Here is a 15,350-nt window from a genome sequence, read left to right as displayed (position 1 = left end):
CGCGCCTTCTTTAAAGCGAGTGCAAATATAAAAGAACATTGGAATACAAGGAAGAAATTTTAATATTTTTATATAAAAATTTACATCCCTCTGATTATCACCTTCTTAAGCGTATTTAAATTTTTGTAAATATTTAGCTCCAGCCTCCGCTGCACCTAAAGAGGTCGTATTATCGTATCGTTCTTGCTCTAAAATGAAATGTTCCATTCCATTTTCTTTAGCGACTTTAAGTATTTTTGGAAAATCAATCATTCCTGTGCCAACTACACATGTTGCATCTGTTTCATCCGCAGTCGCAGTCTTTAATCTATCTTTCACATGACATAACGTAAATCGACCAGAATATTTCTTTAGATAATCTATTGGATCTGCTCCTCCTGTAACAACCCAGTATATATCCATTTCGTGCTTGACTAAATCGGCATCAGTATTATCCATTAAGTAGTCATGTGGAATCATTCCAGAAAATGCTTTAAATGAGTACGCATGATTATGATATGCGAATTTGATACCTTCTTTCTTACAAATCTCTCCAGCTTTATTAAATTTATCGCAAACACCTTTCCATGCATCCATCGATTTCTGTGGCCCGATATATGGACAAATCACATAATCCATCCCTATTTCTGCTGCTTCTGCTGCTTTTCTCTGTAGATCGTTATCAATATTCATATGTGAGGACACAATCTTCATCCCTAACTCATCCATGTAAGACTTAAATTCTTTATTCGTCATCCCCCAAAACATACCTTGCTTACCCTCATAGGATTCTATCGTATTGTATCCATAGGTTGATAATTTTCTTAAGACACCTTTAGGGTCTTTAGGCATTTGATCTCTTAATGTATATAGCTGAATACCGAAACGGTCTAAATCTCCAGTGATTGCATTACCACCTATAACCTTTGTTTGTTTACAAGCTAATGCTGGTAAAATCATGAGACCTGCTGCAAACTGTCCACCTTGTCTTAAAAACTTCCTTCTATTCGTATTCATTATGAGATTTTTTAATTTAACATTGAATTTAATAATAATTATGAAATATCCGCAAAATGAAATCGATCTCTGCAAAATTTAAAGTATTGAAAGTCGAATCTTAAAACTAATTCAAAGGAAGTCATCCTCACTTAGAAATATTTCCATTCAGATCGTCGGCTCTAACATTGACCTAAAAAATGTCCGAGTTAGTACTTAAATATCATTAAAGTAATGTTAAGATAGCACTCCGTAAAACAATTTCGTTGTAATATTGGTATTAAGAGTAGAGCGTTAACAATTAAAAAAAATATAAAAATGAAATCATTACTTAGAATTAGCTTTATAATGTTTGTTGCATTATTTATCAGCAATTATACTTTCGGACAAGATAAAGGTAAAAGAGCAAGTCCACCAATGGAAGCTACTGGAACTGTAGGTGAAGCAAATATTAAAGTTAACTACAGTGCACCATCCGCGAAAGGAAGAGCAATTTGGGGAGAATTAGTTCCTTATGGAAAAATCTGGAGAGCAGGTGCGAATGAAGCCACTACTTTTGAAACAGATAAGGACTTGTCTATAGATGGGAAGAAATTAGCAGCAGGAAAATACAGTGTCTTTTTATTACCTAATGATGGTGAATGGACCTTTGTATTCAATAGTATTTCCGATCAATGGGGAGCTTACCAATACGACGAGGCAAAAGATGTCCTTAGAGTGGTTGCGACTCCAGAGAAAATGAAGGAGAAATCTGAATTGCTTGCTTATAAAGTCGCTGATGATAAATTATGGATTATGTGGGATGACCACAAAGCTGGAATTAATCTGAAATAAATAAAATAATAAATCAAACCATCTAAAAACGGGGAGATAAGACATATATAAATGGCGGTAAGGAGTTTTCTTTACCGCCATTTTTGTTTTGTATTATTTAAATGATGATTAATCTTTAAGAATTGCATTGATTGCATTTATTTCCGAAGATGTAAAGCTCACATTTTCAATACTCTTTATATTATCTCTCAACTGAGAAACTCTACTTACGCCAACTAAAACCGTTGTAACTCGTTCATCCTTCAGAAGCCAAGCAACTGCCATCTGTGCCATAGATTGTCCTCGATCCTTCGCTATCTCATTCAAGGCTTGAACCTTTGCCACTTTCGCATCTGTAATATCGTCCTTAGATAGATATCGGCCATCTTTTGCTACTCTTGAATCCTTAGGAATTCCATCTAAGTATTTATCAGTAAGTAATCCTTGCTCTAAAGGAGAAAAGGGTATAGAACCGATTCCATTTTTCTCTAAAGTATCTAATAGACCATCTTCTTCCACCCAACGATCCATCATTGAATACCTAGGCTGGTGAATGAGCAACTTGACATTATGCGTATCTAATATCTGAATAGCTCTACGGAGTTCTTGTGATTTGTATTGAGAAACACCAACATATAGTGCTTTTCCTTGTTTTACTATATCAGCAAGTGCACCCATGGTTTCTTCTAATGGCGTATTAGGATCTGGTCTATGATGATAAAAAACATCAACGTAATCGAGGCCCATTCTCTTCAAGCTCTGATCTAAACTTGCCATCAAGTATTTTCTTGATCCAAAGTTACCATAGGGACCGTCCCACATGTCCCATCCTGCTTTTGTCGAAATGAATAATTCATCTCGATATGCCGATAAATCCATTTTCATTATTTCACCAAAAGTAGATTCTGCAGAACCATAGGGTGGGCCGTAATTATTAGCGAGATCAAAATGTGTTATCCCTGAATCAAAAGCATACCTGATGATTTCTCTAGCATTATTGAAATTATTCTCAGCACCAAAGTTATGCCATAAGCCCAATGAAATCATAGGCAGTAAGATCCCACTTTTCCCACATCTTCTGTATTTCATCTTTTCGTATCTGGACGAATCGGGAACGTATTTATTCATTGTTTATAATTTTTATGGTTTGATAATTATCTTACCTCAATATATAGATTCCATTCTCAAGGCTAGATAAACTTATCCAATTATTTAAGATTTCTACACTCATCATTTACATTCCAGTGGTATGACACAGCTCCTAAGTAGGGAATTTATAATCACTATAGGAAGTAGGATTATCATCGGGATGCCGAAAAGTCAAAGCTTTTTTTGGAAGCTTAGTAGCATTCATGATGAGTTTTTTGGGTCTTGTTTTGCCCAATTTTATAGATATTTAACTAAAAAAGACTGGCTTGTTACATCAATGCTATCGTTATAATAGTTTTCATACTTATATAGGAAGGAAGAAATACTTACCTTTGCAGAAAATTTACAATAATGTTAAAAGATTTCTCTATTAGTGGTCGGGAATACGTTGAGTTGAAGAACCTTTTGAAATTACTGAATTATGTCAATTCTGGTGGCGAAGCTAAAGTCATCATTCAGAATGGAGAAATTTTGGTTAATGATGAGGTAGAATTAAGGAGAGGTCGTAAACTAAAACCTGGTGATATCGTTAAGATTAACGAAGATCAGATTAAAATCGTTGAGTAGTTATATTATCAATTAAAATTGATAGTGCATAAACATATTTAAAATAATAAAAACTCAAATAAATGAGTAAACATGGGAGAGTTTTAGTAGCGATGAGCGGTGGAATAGATTCTACGGTTACTGCTATGATGCTCCATGAACAAGGATATGAAGTTGTAGGTATTACCATGAAAACATGGGATTACGCTTCTTCAGGTGGGTCAAGCAAAGAAACAGGTTGCTGTTCTTTAGATTCTATTAATGATGCTAGGGAAATATCTGTTAAGATGGGCTTTCATCATTTCATAGTAGATATTCGGGAGGAATTTGGTGATTATGTTATCGACAATTTTGTGGATGAATACATAGCCGGTAGAACACCGAATCCATGTGTACTTTGCAATACACATATCAAGTGGTCTGCGTTGTTAAAACGTGCGGACGCGATGGATTGTGAGTTTATTGCTACAGGGCATTATGCTACGATAGCGCAAGAGAATGATCGATATTTTATCCAGAAAGCAAGAGACGAACGAAAGGATCAGTCTTATGTTTTATGGGGATTGTCTCAAGAATGTATGGAAAGAAGTAAGTTTCCGCTAGGTCCGTATGTGAAAGATGAAGTAAGGCAAATGGCTTATGACTGGGGTTATGAAGAGTTGTCTAAAAAGGCGGAAAGTTATGAAATTTGTTTCGTTCCAGATAACGACTATCGTGGATTCCTGAAAAGAAGAGTTCCTGAATTACAAGCACAAGTTGCCGGCGGTACATTTGTAAATACGAAAGGAGAGAATATAGGAAGTCATGAAGGGTATCCATTTTATACGATCGGGCAAAGGAAAGGATTAGGAAAAGCTTTTGGTAAGCCAATGTATGTTACTGATATACAAGCAGATTCGAATACGGTTGTCTTAGGTGACGTAGAGGATTTAATGCGTAACGGAATGATGGTCGGGAAGCTGAATTTGCAAAAGTATGAGGCGCTGGATGGTAAGAAAGAGTTTGTTTCGCAAGTGAGGTACAATGATAAAGGTGTCTTATCTACTGTAGAACAAATCGGAAATAATATGGAAGTTGTATTTCATGCCAATGTTAGAGGTGTAGCACCGGGACAATCTGCCGTATTTTACGAAGGAGATGATATAGTAGGCGGAGGTATCATTTTATCTTCACTTAAACAATAATAAGAAATGGTCTTGGGTTTAAAAGCAATGAAAAACATATTACTCTTTAGTTCATTTTCAATTTTATTGCTGTTTTCTTGCGATAAAACTATCGAAGAATTTGATGAGTCTAAGTACGGTTATGACTACTTTCCTTTAAGTGTAGGGAATACATGGGTCTACGCTGTTGACTCTACTATATATGATGATGAGGGAGCAACAATTTATAATACGTCTTCTTTTGTCCAGGAAAAGATTGCAGGAATGTATGTCGATGATACAGGAGATACGATTTACAAATTAGAGCGGTATTGGAGAACATCGGATTCTATGGATTGGGAAATTACAGATGTCTGGACAACTTATAAAACCCAAGCGCAGGCTTTCCGTACGGAGGAAAATCTGAAATTTGTAAAGTTTGTATTTCCGATGCTCGAAGGTAAGCGATGGAATGGTAACCTCTATTTAGATGAAACAACAATAGTAAGTGTTTCAGGGGAAAGTCTAATTATGTTTGCTGGGTGGGATGACTATAAATGCACTTCCCTAGATGTTGCAGAAGAAATTGGCGGAATTAATTACTCAAACGTTGCGACAATATTGCAAACGGACGATGGAGGAAACAATACAGTGGAAAGAAGATATGCGTTAGAAAAGTATGCGCGAGGTGTAGGATTGATATATAAAGAGTATGAAATATTAGATACTCAAAACTCTCAAAGTGAAGCGCCTTGGTCAGAAAAGGCGGAATCCGGATTTATTTTAAAACAAACACTCATTGAACATAACTGATATATTTCCAGACTACTACGAAGTTGGTTTTACCAAGAAATCTTATGGTGTTAATGGGCATCTTCGAATTTCGATCAATGACGAATTTCAGACTTCATTTAGAAAAGCAGAGCACTGTTTTTTTCTTTTGAAAGGCTGTCTCGTCCCTTATTTTATCGAAAATCTAGACGAAGATTTGATCAAATTTGAAAGTTGTCACAATCCAGAAAATGCAAAAGAAATGGTTTCCAAGACCATTTATCTTCATGAAGATCAGATTACTGAAAGAGATCAAATATCGGAAAGTGAATATGCAATTTTTAACGGCTTCAAACTTGTAGATCACCAGTCTGAACAAGTTGTGGGAGTTATAGCAGAAATAGTATCCTATCCAGAACAAGAGATTGCTATGGTGATCCAAGATGATAATGAGTTTATGATTCCTTTAAATGTTCATAATATTAAAGGTATTAATCAAGATGAGCAATTGATATTTGTGGAAATTCCGGAAGGTCTATTGGATATAAATTCATAGTTACTAACCATGAAAAATTCAAATGATAGAGAAAGATACTTTTATAGAAATGCAAATGGTTGAAGAATTCTTTAAATCAAAATAAAAGGAAGCTTATGACAACTTACATCGGCTAAAAGCAAATCTAAAAATACTTGAGAGGAATTTTTTAGAACTGAGGAATAGAAATAAAGCGATTTTAAATAAAACTAAAAATCAAACTTACTGGTCATCAACTTATCCACATCAAAGAATCAATGACCATGTAGAGAGTACACGACTAATCATAAATTACTTGTCAAATGCAAAGACAGTAATTGATTCCTCAAGGACATACAACAAAATAATAGAAAACAGTATTTTTGAAAACCAATTTGAAGAGCTTAAGGATGCATTTGTGAGCGATCCAATGATCAAATTCATACTAGATTTAAGAAATTTCTTATGCCATCAAGGATATTTAGACTTCGGCATCGAAATTAGTGCCAATAGAGAAAGAACATGTTCTTACATATACTTAGACAAAGAACATCTCAAGAAATATAAGAAAGGATGGTCAAAAGGTGCAAAAGTGTTTATCTCAAATTCAGAAAAGAAAATTCTTATTTTCAAACATATTGAGGATTTTCACTGCCGTTTAAAAATGATCAATAATTGGCTGTACTTGAGACTAATTTTGCTAAAAAAAGAAGATATTCAAACACTATTAAATAAATCAAAGAAATTGATAAATGCATATGATACTAAATTTCACCATATACTAAGTCTAAACAGATATTTAAACAAGATCATAAACCAACACGGTTAGTAACATGCTGCGATCACATAAGCCTTCCTTCGTCAGGCCTCTGGATGCAGCTATGACGTTAAAACTCCTCTTGCAGTTTTGTTAAGCGGCCTTACTTCTAATTAAATGGTCTATCACCGCTAGAGCGATGTATGCCAGAAGTGTTACCACAATAACCAATAAAGGGTAAAAAACTGCGCACAAAATGCCAAGTACTATGATAAGCCCAAAGTAGAACTTCACTCTTTTCATTCCGAATTGCTTAAATGAAAACATACTAATTGTCGAAACATTAAGTAGGCTAAGGCAAATTGCGATTGCCAAGAAAATCAAAATATTACCGTTAATGAATGTGAGATCTTCTGCCCCAAAAACTAGCCCACATAAAACTAGACCAGATGCTGGTATCGCAAGTCCTTCGAAATAAGAAGTTTTACTCTCAGTTGTATTGAATCTCGCAAGTCTTAGTGCACCGCCTACTACAATAAATATAGGACCTAGCAAATAAATCCACTGGTCTTCATTAGCAAATGCTTTATAGAATAGGATCGCAGGAGCAACTCCAAAACTGATAATGTCTGCTAAAGAATCTAATTCACCACCTATTTTAGAAGAAACATTAAGCGCTCGAGCAACTAATCCATCGAACACATCAAAGATTCCTCCCAAGATGATAAGATATACACCTAGCCTTAGATCGTCTGACATGATGGCCAAGAGACCACAAGTTAGATTGAGACATGTTATGAAATTTGGAATTGACTTTTTTATCATAAAATTCAAGGTAACAAAAAAGTTTAATTAAACTAACTACTGGTCAATCCAACTTCAACTTCCACTACTTCATCTTTTCGTTTAATTTTCAATTTGACCGCGTCTCCTACATTGAATTTTTCTAAAGCTAAAATTAAATCATTATTTGATTTCACTTCCGCATCTCCTACACCGATGATCACATCACCTAAAGATATTTCACCATCTTTATCTCTACTCGTTCCACGAAGTCCCGCTTTTTCAGCGCCACTTCCCGCAGTTACATTGATGATTAATGCGCCTTTCAAGTTCATTCGATCTGCAACTTGTTGATTGGTAAGCAATTCAACACCTAAAACTGGTCGCTGTATTCTTCCAAATTCAATTAAATCAGGAACGACCCATTTCACAACATCTACAGGAATGGAAAAACCGATTCCGGCACTTGCCCCAGAAGGACTATAAATCGCAGTATTCACACCGATTAATCGACCACTTGAATTTAACAAAGGTCCTCCGGAATTTCCTGGATTAATAGCAGCATCCGTTTGTATCACGTCTCTTATCGGTCTTCTTGCTTGTGATTGAATTTCTCTTCCTAATGCACTAATGACACCTGTCGTCAAGGTGTAATCCAGTCCGAATGGATTTCCTATTGCATAAACGGACTGCCCAACCCTCAGTGTTTCTGAAACTCCCAAGGGTAGGGGGGATAATACTCTATTCTCATAATCGATTTTGAGAACAGCTAGATCTTTTTCTGGTGCAACACCAACAAGTTCTGCAACATAACTCGTCTGGTCAGAAAATGTTACCGTTGCCTTTGAAGCATTTTTAATCACGTGGTAATTAGTAATAATATGACCTTCCTCGTCCCACACGAATCCAGATCCTGATCCGCTCGGAACTTCCATTTCATTCCGAGACCAATAATCCCTTTGCAAACTACTGGTTGTAATATATACTACTGACGAAATTGATTTTTCGAAAAGATTAATGGTTTTACTTTCTGCATCTGTCAAGTTTTCAGGAAGTGGCGCTGGTTCCTCTTCTACCACAGCAACTTGCTCTTCTGGAACGGGCACTTCAGATGTCTGGTTCCATGCAGTACCAATTATGAATCCAACAACCAACAATAAAAGATATATTATTAACTTACCTATACTTTTCATTTCTAACTAATTATATTTGTCTAAATTAACATACAAAATCAATATAACGAATGGCACAATCTTTTCATTTTTTTAACGGAGAATATTTAGAAAAAGATAAATGTTTCATGCACGTCACAGACCTTAGCATTCAAAGGTCATTCGCTGTATTTGATTATTTTATATTTATCGACAAAACACCATTATACATAGATGATTATATCCAACGTTTCCGAAATTCTGTCGGCAAAATGGGATTAAAATTATCTCATACCAACAGAGAAATAAAAGAAATTGTTTCGAAATTGATCAATTTAAACGGATCTGATAAAGGCGGAATTAAATTTGTATTTACTGGCGGGTATGCGCCTAATGGTTACGATGCAACAAAGCCAAACTTTCTAGTAATGCATCTTGGATTTCCGATCATTCCAGGAATCCACTATAAAGAAGGGATTAAATTATTATTGGAAGAGTACATTAGAGATTTTCCTACAGCTAAAACAACAGATTACTTTTTCTCCTTGAGTATCAAAGAAAAGATTAAGCAGAAAGAAGCATTTGATATATTATATCATAAAAATGGAGCCATCAGTGAATCTTCAAGGTCGAATTTCTTTATCGTTGATGCTGATGGGAAAGTTTGCACAACTAATGAAGGTATACTAGAAGGTATCACTCGAGCTAAACTGATAGAAAGCTGTGCTGGCGAAATTGAAATAGTGAAAAGACCAATTCTAACTGAGGAAATACCATTTATTAAAGAAGCATTTTTAACATCTTCTGTAAAACGTGTCATCCCAATTAGACAGATTGGTGAAACAGTAATAGGGAATGGAAAACCAGGCGAAGTTACCTTAGCACTTAGAAAAAGATTAGCAGCTTTCGATGAAAGCTATCTTAATGTGGTAAAGAATCACTTATAAAAGTTCTGACATCTATTCCATTTAGAAAAGACTTAACATCCATTCGTTTCTTGCCCTGCAACTGTATATCTATTAGGGAAACCCAGCCATCTACAGCAGCTATATGTAAGAAGTTTTTATTGTCACTATTAATAGTTCCTACGGGTGCATTATGAACAGTCTTGATATTTTCCGTCTTATAAACTTTCATAACGGTGCCTGAAAAGCTAAACCAAGCTCCTGGAAATGGATTCATTCCGCGTACAAAATTTCTGATAACTTCCATTTCATCTTCCCAGTTAATTTCACAAACTTCCCGATGCAATTTTGGTGCTTTAGAAATCAAGGATGCATCTTGAGGTAGTAATTGAATATTATCTTCTATGATAGCTCGTACTGTTTTCAAAACAACTTCAGCACCTAATTCCTTAAGTCTATTATAAACTTCCCCCGTTGTCTCTTCTCTACCTATGCTGATTTTTTCTTGAAAAAGGACGTCACCTGTATCGATTTCATGTTTAAGTTTGAAGGACGTTACACCTGTCTCTGTTTCTCCATTGACCACAGCCCAGTGAATAGGTGCTGCACCGCGATACTTAGGAAGTAAACTACCATGCAAATTATATGTTCCATGCTTAGGCATATCCCAAACTACAACTGGGAGCATTCGAAATGCAACGACTATTTGTAAGTCGGCATCTAGAGCTTTTAATCCATCAATGAAAGATTTAGCTTTTAAATTAGAAGGTTGCAATATTTTTAATCCAGCCGAAAGAGCATACTTTTTTACATCAGATTCTATCAATTGCTTTCCACCTCTTCCACCATACTTATCAGTGGCGGTAACGACTCCCACTACATTGATACCATTCTCAACTAAAATCTTTAAACTTGGAACTGCAAATTCTGGAGTTCCCATGAAAATCACCTTCATATCAATATTTATTTATAAATTACCTTTTCAAGAAACCAACTACCTTAAATTAAGGTTAATAAACTGAATTACAACAGTAAATAAATAACTGTTTTTTGAAACATTCAAACTTTTAATGAGATAATGAGGAATTTGCTTTCTTTTATAATATTGGTTTTTACATCAATTCAACTTCTAACTGCACAAAATACAACTGTCGAAGGTTATATTTTCGAAGATGGAAACCGAGGATATTTGAATCAGGTTGTAGTTAATGTTTATACAGCAGATGATGACCAATTTGTCACAACTGCACGAAGCAATAAAGATGGTCTTTTCACCTTGACTCTTCCACAAAACAAGTCCTACAAATTAATTTCGAATAAGGATATATTCGAAGAGACTACAACGATGTTTAAAACATCTTCAGAACCTAAGACTTTTCTGAAGATTCCCATGAAGCGGGAAGAAGGTTATATTTTCGAAGTGACATTGGCACCTAGAAGAGAGAATGAAGATATTGTAGTTGATGCCATAACTGGAGCTTTAATAGAAGTATATAATAATACGAAGAAGGAAGAAGTACTCGTTCTGGAAAATCACGCTACCCCTGATTTTAAGATTCAGTTTAAGAAAGGGAACCATTATACGGTGATGGTAAGAAAAGAAGGATATCTAGTCAAGCGGATGGAGGCATTTGTCAATGTTGATGGATGTATATTATGTTTTGAAGGAGTAGGGGAGGTTAAACCAGGTGTTACTGATAATCTTACAGAATCTATGTCAATGGGAACTCTACTTGCTAATGTAGAAATGGACCCATTATATGAAGGTAAAATTATAGAGCTAAAGAATATCTATTATGATTTCGGCAAGGCAACATTGACAAAAGAAGCAAAAGAAGAGTTAAAGAAGCTAGCGAATATCATGAAGGATAATCCACAGATCAATGTTGAATTAGGATCTCATACCGATGTAAGAGGAAGTGGCCCAGACAACAGAATCCTATCTGAAAAAAGAGCTCAGTCGGCTGTAGGATATTTAACACAAGAATTACGTGTAGATGCTGATCGGATAATCGCAAAGGGTTATGGGGAATCAAATATTAAGAATAAATGTAAACCTGGAGTTACTTGCACAGATGAGGAACATGGTGAGAACAGAAGAACGGAAATCAAGATTTTAAAAATGGAAGATGATGGAACGCCAATGCAAAGTTTGGCTTCTATGATTTTCGAGGAAGAATTCGAGCGAATGGTTTTAGAAGGAGGTGTAGAACAAGTAAATTATAAGGAAACTAAAGATGTAGAATCAGAACCGATTCAGGAATCTGCTGTGGAGCAAGTAATAGAAGAAACGGAAATTAAGAAAGAGGAGGTCAATAAAGAAATCGAAAAAGTTGAGGAAGTAGAAGAAGTCATTGAAGAAATTCCGGTGGTCAAGGAAAAAGTTAATACTACATTCGAGGCTCCGAAAGTTGCCGCGAAGAAATCAAGTATGAAGCCTGCTAAGAAAAAGGAAATGTATCAGCCAGAAAAGGAAATGAAAAGTAGTAAACAACCTTATTCTCCTTATAGAACATCTCCAAGTAAAGAAAGCACTGAGGCGGATGCATTTTCTGGATATAGAATTGTAGTTTATTTCTCTAATTTGCCCATTTCAGGGGATAATGAAATATATGATGTATTCGATGATATTATAACCTATGAAACTGCAGAAAAGAACTTTTTATATATGACCGGCGAATTTAGAAAAAAAGAGGAAGCGGAAATGTATAATATTGAACATGTAAAAGATAATTATCCGAATGCCTATGTTGTGGCATTTTTAAAAGGTAAAAAAATAAATATAGAATAATGACAACTAAAGAAGTATTAATGAACCTTCCTAAAAAAGTATCTCCTGATGCTATAGAAGGTGTGAACACTTTATTTCATTTTAATTTAGATGGAGACGATGGTGAAAATGTAACGGTAGGAATTAAAGATGGAGTTGCCTACTCTCAAGAAGGATTAGAAGGCGAACCAACTTGTGTTGTAAGAGCAAAATCGGACAACTTAATGAAAATTCTGAAAGGAGATATGAATCCAATGATGGCAGTATTAACTGGAAAGTTAAAAATTAGTAATCAAGGAGAGATGTTGAAGTATGCTAAGCTTTTTGGATTGATGTAGAAAGTAGAAGAGATACTTCTAGCGCTTTTTGCATGTGTAGAAAGTTTAGTATTTTCTCAGAATAAATGATCTTAGCAAAGTTACGATGCTCAGATTAAGTTTAAATATTGGCAACTATTATCGAAGTTTAATTAATGATTTTTGATTAAGAATGATTAGTAGATTTCACTATTATGCCTGAATTCTGTTTAGAAAACAGAAAGCTATAATATACCATATGACTTATTTTGAAAACCAGGAATTTGAGGATGTGAACTTTACGGTTGAAGCATTTAAAACTGGTGAATACGAATTATGCACATTCTCAAGATGTGATTTTTCCAAATGTGATCTTTCTCATTGCAAATTTATCGAAACCCGATTTATCGATTGTAATCTAAGCAATTGCAAGTTACAAGAAACGTCCTTTCAAGAGGTCGAATTCAATAATTGTAAGATGTTAGGCCTGCTTTTCGATGCTTGTAATGCATTTAATTTTGATGTTCATTTCGACACTTGTATCCTTAGCCATTCTTCATTCTATCAAATGAGACTGCTTAGATCGTCTTTTGCAAATTCTAAATTAGAGGGTGTTGATTTTACGGAAGCTAATCTGAAAGGGAGAAAGCTAGTTCATTGTGATCTGCTGAATGCTTCTTTCGAAAGAACGAATATAGAAAATGCCGATTTGCGTGAATCTGTAAATTATGCCTTTGATCCTGAAAATAATTCGATTAAAGGTGCTAAGTTTTCACAAGGTGCTGTATTAGGATTACTAAAGAAGTACAGAATTATTATTGAATAAGGAGTAATTTATTCTTTTAATGATCTTCCATTTTTAGGTCAATGTTTATTTTTTCTGAAAACGATCAAATATTTGCTAATACTGTGTACGCAAACAGTTTAACGGACATTTTTTGTATTCTCATCTGCCTAATTCTAATTTTGTATCGGAAAAACCTTAACATTTCGACTAATTCGGCTTGTCAATTTTCTATAAATTATTATCTTGACAGAAGTTTAACAAAAAGATAGAAATGCAAATAAAAGAATCAGCAAAAGTTTACGATGCTATTATTGTAGGTTCAGGTGCCGGAGGAGGTATGGCTTGTAATATTTTAGCTAATCAAGGATTAAAAGTTGCCCTGGTAGAGGCGGGCCCATTTTTTGATCCTAAAGATCCTTTAACACAGACACAGTTGAAATGGCCGTGGGAATCTCCTAGAAGAGGTGCAGGTTCTACAAGAGCATTTGGTGATTACGATATGTCTTACGGAGACTGGGAAGTAGATGGTGAACCTTACACTCAGAAAGATGATACCAATTTTATGTGGTGGAGATCTAGAATGTTAGGTGGAAGAACGAATCACTGGGGAAGAATATCCCTTAGATTCGGACCTAAAGATTTTAAACATAAAGATGTAGATGGATTAGGAGAGAACTGGCCTATATCCTATGAAGAAATTAAACCTTTCTATGATAAATTAGATAAGAAGATCGGAGTATTCGGAACTAAAGAAGGAATAGAGAACGAACCTGATGGTTTTTTTCTACCACCTCCGAAACCAAGACTTCATGAGTTATACTATGCTAAAGGCGCTAAGAAATTAGGTATTCCTGTTATCCCATCCAGATTATCAATATTAACTAAGAAATTGAATAACGATAGGGGAGTTTGCTTTTACTGTAGTCAGTGTAACAGGTCTTGTAATGCTTATGCTGATTTTTCTTCTGGATCTTGCTTGATATTTCCAGCTCAGAAAAGTGGTCAAGTTGATCTTTACACCAATTGTATGGTGCGTTCAGTAACTACAAACGATGAAGGACTTGCAACTGGTGTATCTTATATAAATAAAGAAGATAAAAAAGAATACACACTGAGAGGGAAAACGGTCATTCTAGGTGCATCCGCATGTAGTTCTGCTCGAATCTTACTTAATTCGAAAAGTAAGCAACATCCTAATGGATTAGGAAATAGCAGTGATACAGTAGGAAGGTATCTACATGATTCTACAGGAGCAGGTAGATCAGCCTTCATTCCAGCTTTAATGGATAGAAAGATTTATAACGAAGATGGAACAGGAGGAATGCACTTATACACTCCATGGTGGGGTGATAATAAGAAATTAGATTTCCCTCGAGGATATCACATTGAAGTTTGGGGAGGAATGGGAATGCCGGCGTATGGTTTTGGTTGGAACACTACTGAAATGAATAAGTATGTTGGCGGTGCTGTAGGTGGATATGGTGATAAATTGAGAGATGATGTTAAGCGATTCTTTGGAGCATTTATCGGAATGGGAGGACGAGGTGAGTCAATAGCAAAATATGAGAACAGATGTGAATTAGATCCTAATGTTGTAGATCAATTCGGTATTCCAGTTTTAAGGTTTAATTATCAATGGTCTGATTATGAGCGATTACAAGCGAAGCACATGACAGAAACTTTTGATGAAATAACGCATGCTATGGGAGGAATCCCTATGGGAGACTTACCAGGTAAAGAGCAAGACTACGGTTTACTAGCTCCAGGTCAAATCATTCATGAAGTTGGAACAACAAGAATGGGAGATGATCCTAAAACATCTGTTACCAATAAATATTCTCAGTTACATGATGCTAAAAATGTATTTGTGGTAGATGCAGGTGTATTTACATCTCAAGCAGATAAGAACTGTACATGGACGATCTTAGCATTGAGTATGAGAACTTCAGAATATATTGCTGACCAACTTAAAAAACAAAACATCTAAAATT

15 protein-coding genes are annotated in these 15,350 nt (G+C 35.2%); 10 read left to right on the top strand and 5 right to left on the bottom strand.

Annotated elements, in window-relative coordinates; all coding sequences use genetic code 11:
- Positions 1–105: 105 nt before the first annotated feature.
- Positions 106–996 carry a sugar phosphate isomerase/epimerase family protein gene (locus L2586_RS13950; RefSeq protein WP_235293530.1) on the bottom strand — a complete coding sequence of 297 codons (891 nt, stop codon included), beginning with the start codon at positions 994–996 and terminating at the stop codon, positions 106–108.
- A gap of 297 nt (positions 997–1,293) precedes the next feature.
- On the opposite strand from L2586_RS13950, the gene L2586_RS13945 reads away from it, so the two are divergent.
- Positions 1,294–1,809 carry a DUF2911 domain-containing protein gene (locus tag L2586_RS13945; protein WP_235293529.1) on the top strand — a complete coding sequence of 172 codons (516 nt, stop codon included), beginning with the start codon at positions 1,294–1,296 and terminating at the stop codon, positions 1,807–1,809.
- A gap of 108 nt (positions 1,810–1,917) precedes the next feature.
- Here the strand turns inward: L2586_RS13945 and mgrA are convergent, their stop codons facing one another.
- Positions 1,918–2,916, bottom strand: a complete 999-nt coding sequence (gene mgrA, locus L2586_RS13940) for an L-glyceraldehyde 3-phosphate reductase (protein WP_235293528.1) — start codon at positions 2,914–2,916, stop codon at positions 1,918–1,920.
- A gap of 372 nt (positions 2,917–3,288) precedes the next feature.
- Here mgrA and L2586_RS13935 point away from each other — a divergent pair, with 372 nt between their 5' ends.
- The 4 genes from L2586_RS13935 (at position 3,289) to L2586_RS13920 (ending at position 5,952) form a co-directional block, all read left to right on the top strand.
- Entirely contained in the window at positions 3,289–3,504 is a 216-nt protein-coding gene (locus L2586_RS13935; RefSeq protein ID WP_235293527.1) for an RNA-binding S4 domain-containing protein, read from the top strand.
- Between the two features lie 62 nt (positions 3,505–3,566).
- Entirely contained in the window at positions 3,567–4,667 is a 1,101-nt protein-coding gene (gene mnmA / locus L2586_RS13930; protein WP_235293526.1) for a tRNA 2-thiouridine(34) synthase MnmA, read from the top strand.
- Positions 4,668–4,694: 27 nt separating this feature from the next.
- Positions 4,695–5,438: a hypothetical protein gene (locus L2586_RS13925; RefSeq protein WP_235293525.1), complete on the top strand. Its 744-nt coding sequence runs from the start codon at positions 4,695–4,697 to the stop codon at positions 5,436–5,438.
- Positions 5,425–5,952: a ribosome maturation factor RimM gene (locus L2586_RS13920; RefSeq protein WP_235293524.1), complete on the top strand. Its 528-nt coding sequence runs from the start codon at positions 5,425–5,427 to the stop codon at positions 5,950–5,952. The genes L2586_RS13925 and L2586_RS13920 overlap by 14 nt, the downstream gene beginning before the upstream one ends.
- Before the next feature lie 868 nt (positions 5,953–6,820).
- Here the strand turns inward: L2586_RS13920 and pssA are convergent.
- Both pssA and L2586_RS13910 read right to left on the bottom strand, forming a co-directional pair.
- Positions 6,821–7,492 (bottom strand): CDP-diacylglycerol--serine O-phosphatidyltransferase, encoded by a 672-nt coding sequence (gene pssA / locus L2586_RS13915; RefSeq protein ID WP_235293523.1) that lies wholly within the window; start codon positions 7,490–7,492, stop codon positions 6,821–6,823.
- 32 nt (positions 7,493–7,524) lie between these two features.
- Positions 7,525–8,643 (bottom strand): S1C family serine protease, encoded by a 1,119-nt coding sequence (locus L2586_RS13910; RefSeq protein WP_235293522.1) that lies wholly within the window; start codon positions 8,641–8,643, stop codon positions 7,525–7,527.
- A 50-nt stretch (positions 8,644–8,693) separates the two neighbouring features.
- Between L2586_RS13910 and L2586_RS13905 the strand changes: the two genes are divergently transcribed.
- A complete protein-coding gene (locus tag L2586_RS13905) occupies positions 8,694–9,548 on the top strand; it encodes an aminotransferase class IV (RefSeq protein ID WP_235293521.1) in 855 nt (284 codons plus the stop codon).
- Here L2586_RS13905 and fmt read toward each other — a convergent pair.
- Positions 9,523–10,461: a methionyl-tRNA formyltransferase gene (gene fmt, locus L2586_RS13900; RefSeq protein WP_235293520.1), complete on the bottom strand. Its 939-nt coding sequence runs from the start codon at positions 10,459–10,461 to the stop codon at positions 9,523–9,525. The two genes, L2586_RS13905 and fmt, sit on opposite strands and share 26 nt — an antisense overlap.
- Positions 10,462–10,584: 123 nt before the next feature.
- Between fmt and L2586_RS13895 the strand changes: the two genes are divergently transcribed.
- From L2586_RS13895 to L2586_RS13880, 4 genes are all read left to right on the top strand, one after another.
- Complete coding sequence (locus L2586_RS13895; protein ID WP_235293519.1) at positions 10,585–12,297, top strand: OmpA family protein; 1,713 nt, start codon at positions 10,585–10,587, stop codon at positions 12,295–12,297.
- A complete protein-coding gene (locus L2586_RS13890) occupies positions 12,297–12,614 on the top strand; it encodes an SCP2 sterol-binding domain-containing protein (RefSeq protein WP_235293518.1) in 318 nt (105 codons plus the stop codon). Before L2586_RS13895 ends, L2586_RS13890 begins: the two co-directional genes overlap by 1 nt.
- 217 nt (positions 12,615–12,831) lie before the next feature.
- Complete coding sequence (locus L2586_RS13885; protein WP_235293517.1) at positions 12,832–13,398, top strand: pentapeptide repeat-containing protein; 567 nt, start codon at positions 12,832–12,834, stop codon at positions 13,396–13,398.
- Positions 13,399–13,630: 232 nt separating this feature from the next.
- On the top strand, positions 13,631–15,346 hold the full coding sequence (locus L2586_RS13880) for a GMC family oxidoreductase (protein WP_235293516.1): 1,716 nt from the start codon (positions 13,631–13,633) through the stop codon (positions 15,344–15,346).
- Positions 15,347–15,350 lie beyond the last annotated feature (4 nt).

The organism is Portibacter lacus, from assembly GCF_021533215.1.
Lineage (GTDB): Bacteria > Bacteroidota > Bacteroidia > Chitinophagales > Saprospiraceae > Portibacter > Portibacter lacus.
Note: the sequence above shows the minus strand (reverse complement) of the source record. Positions and strands in the feature narration are given on the sequence as shown.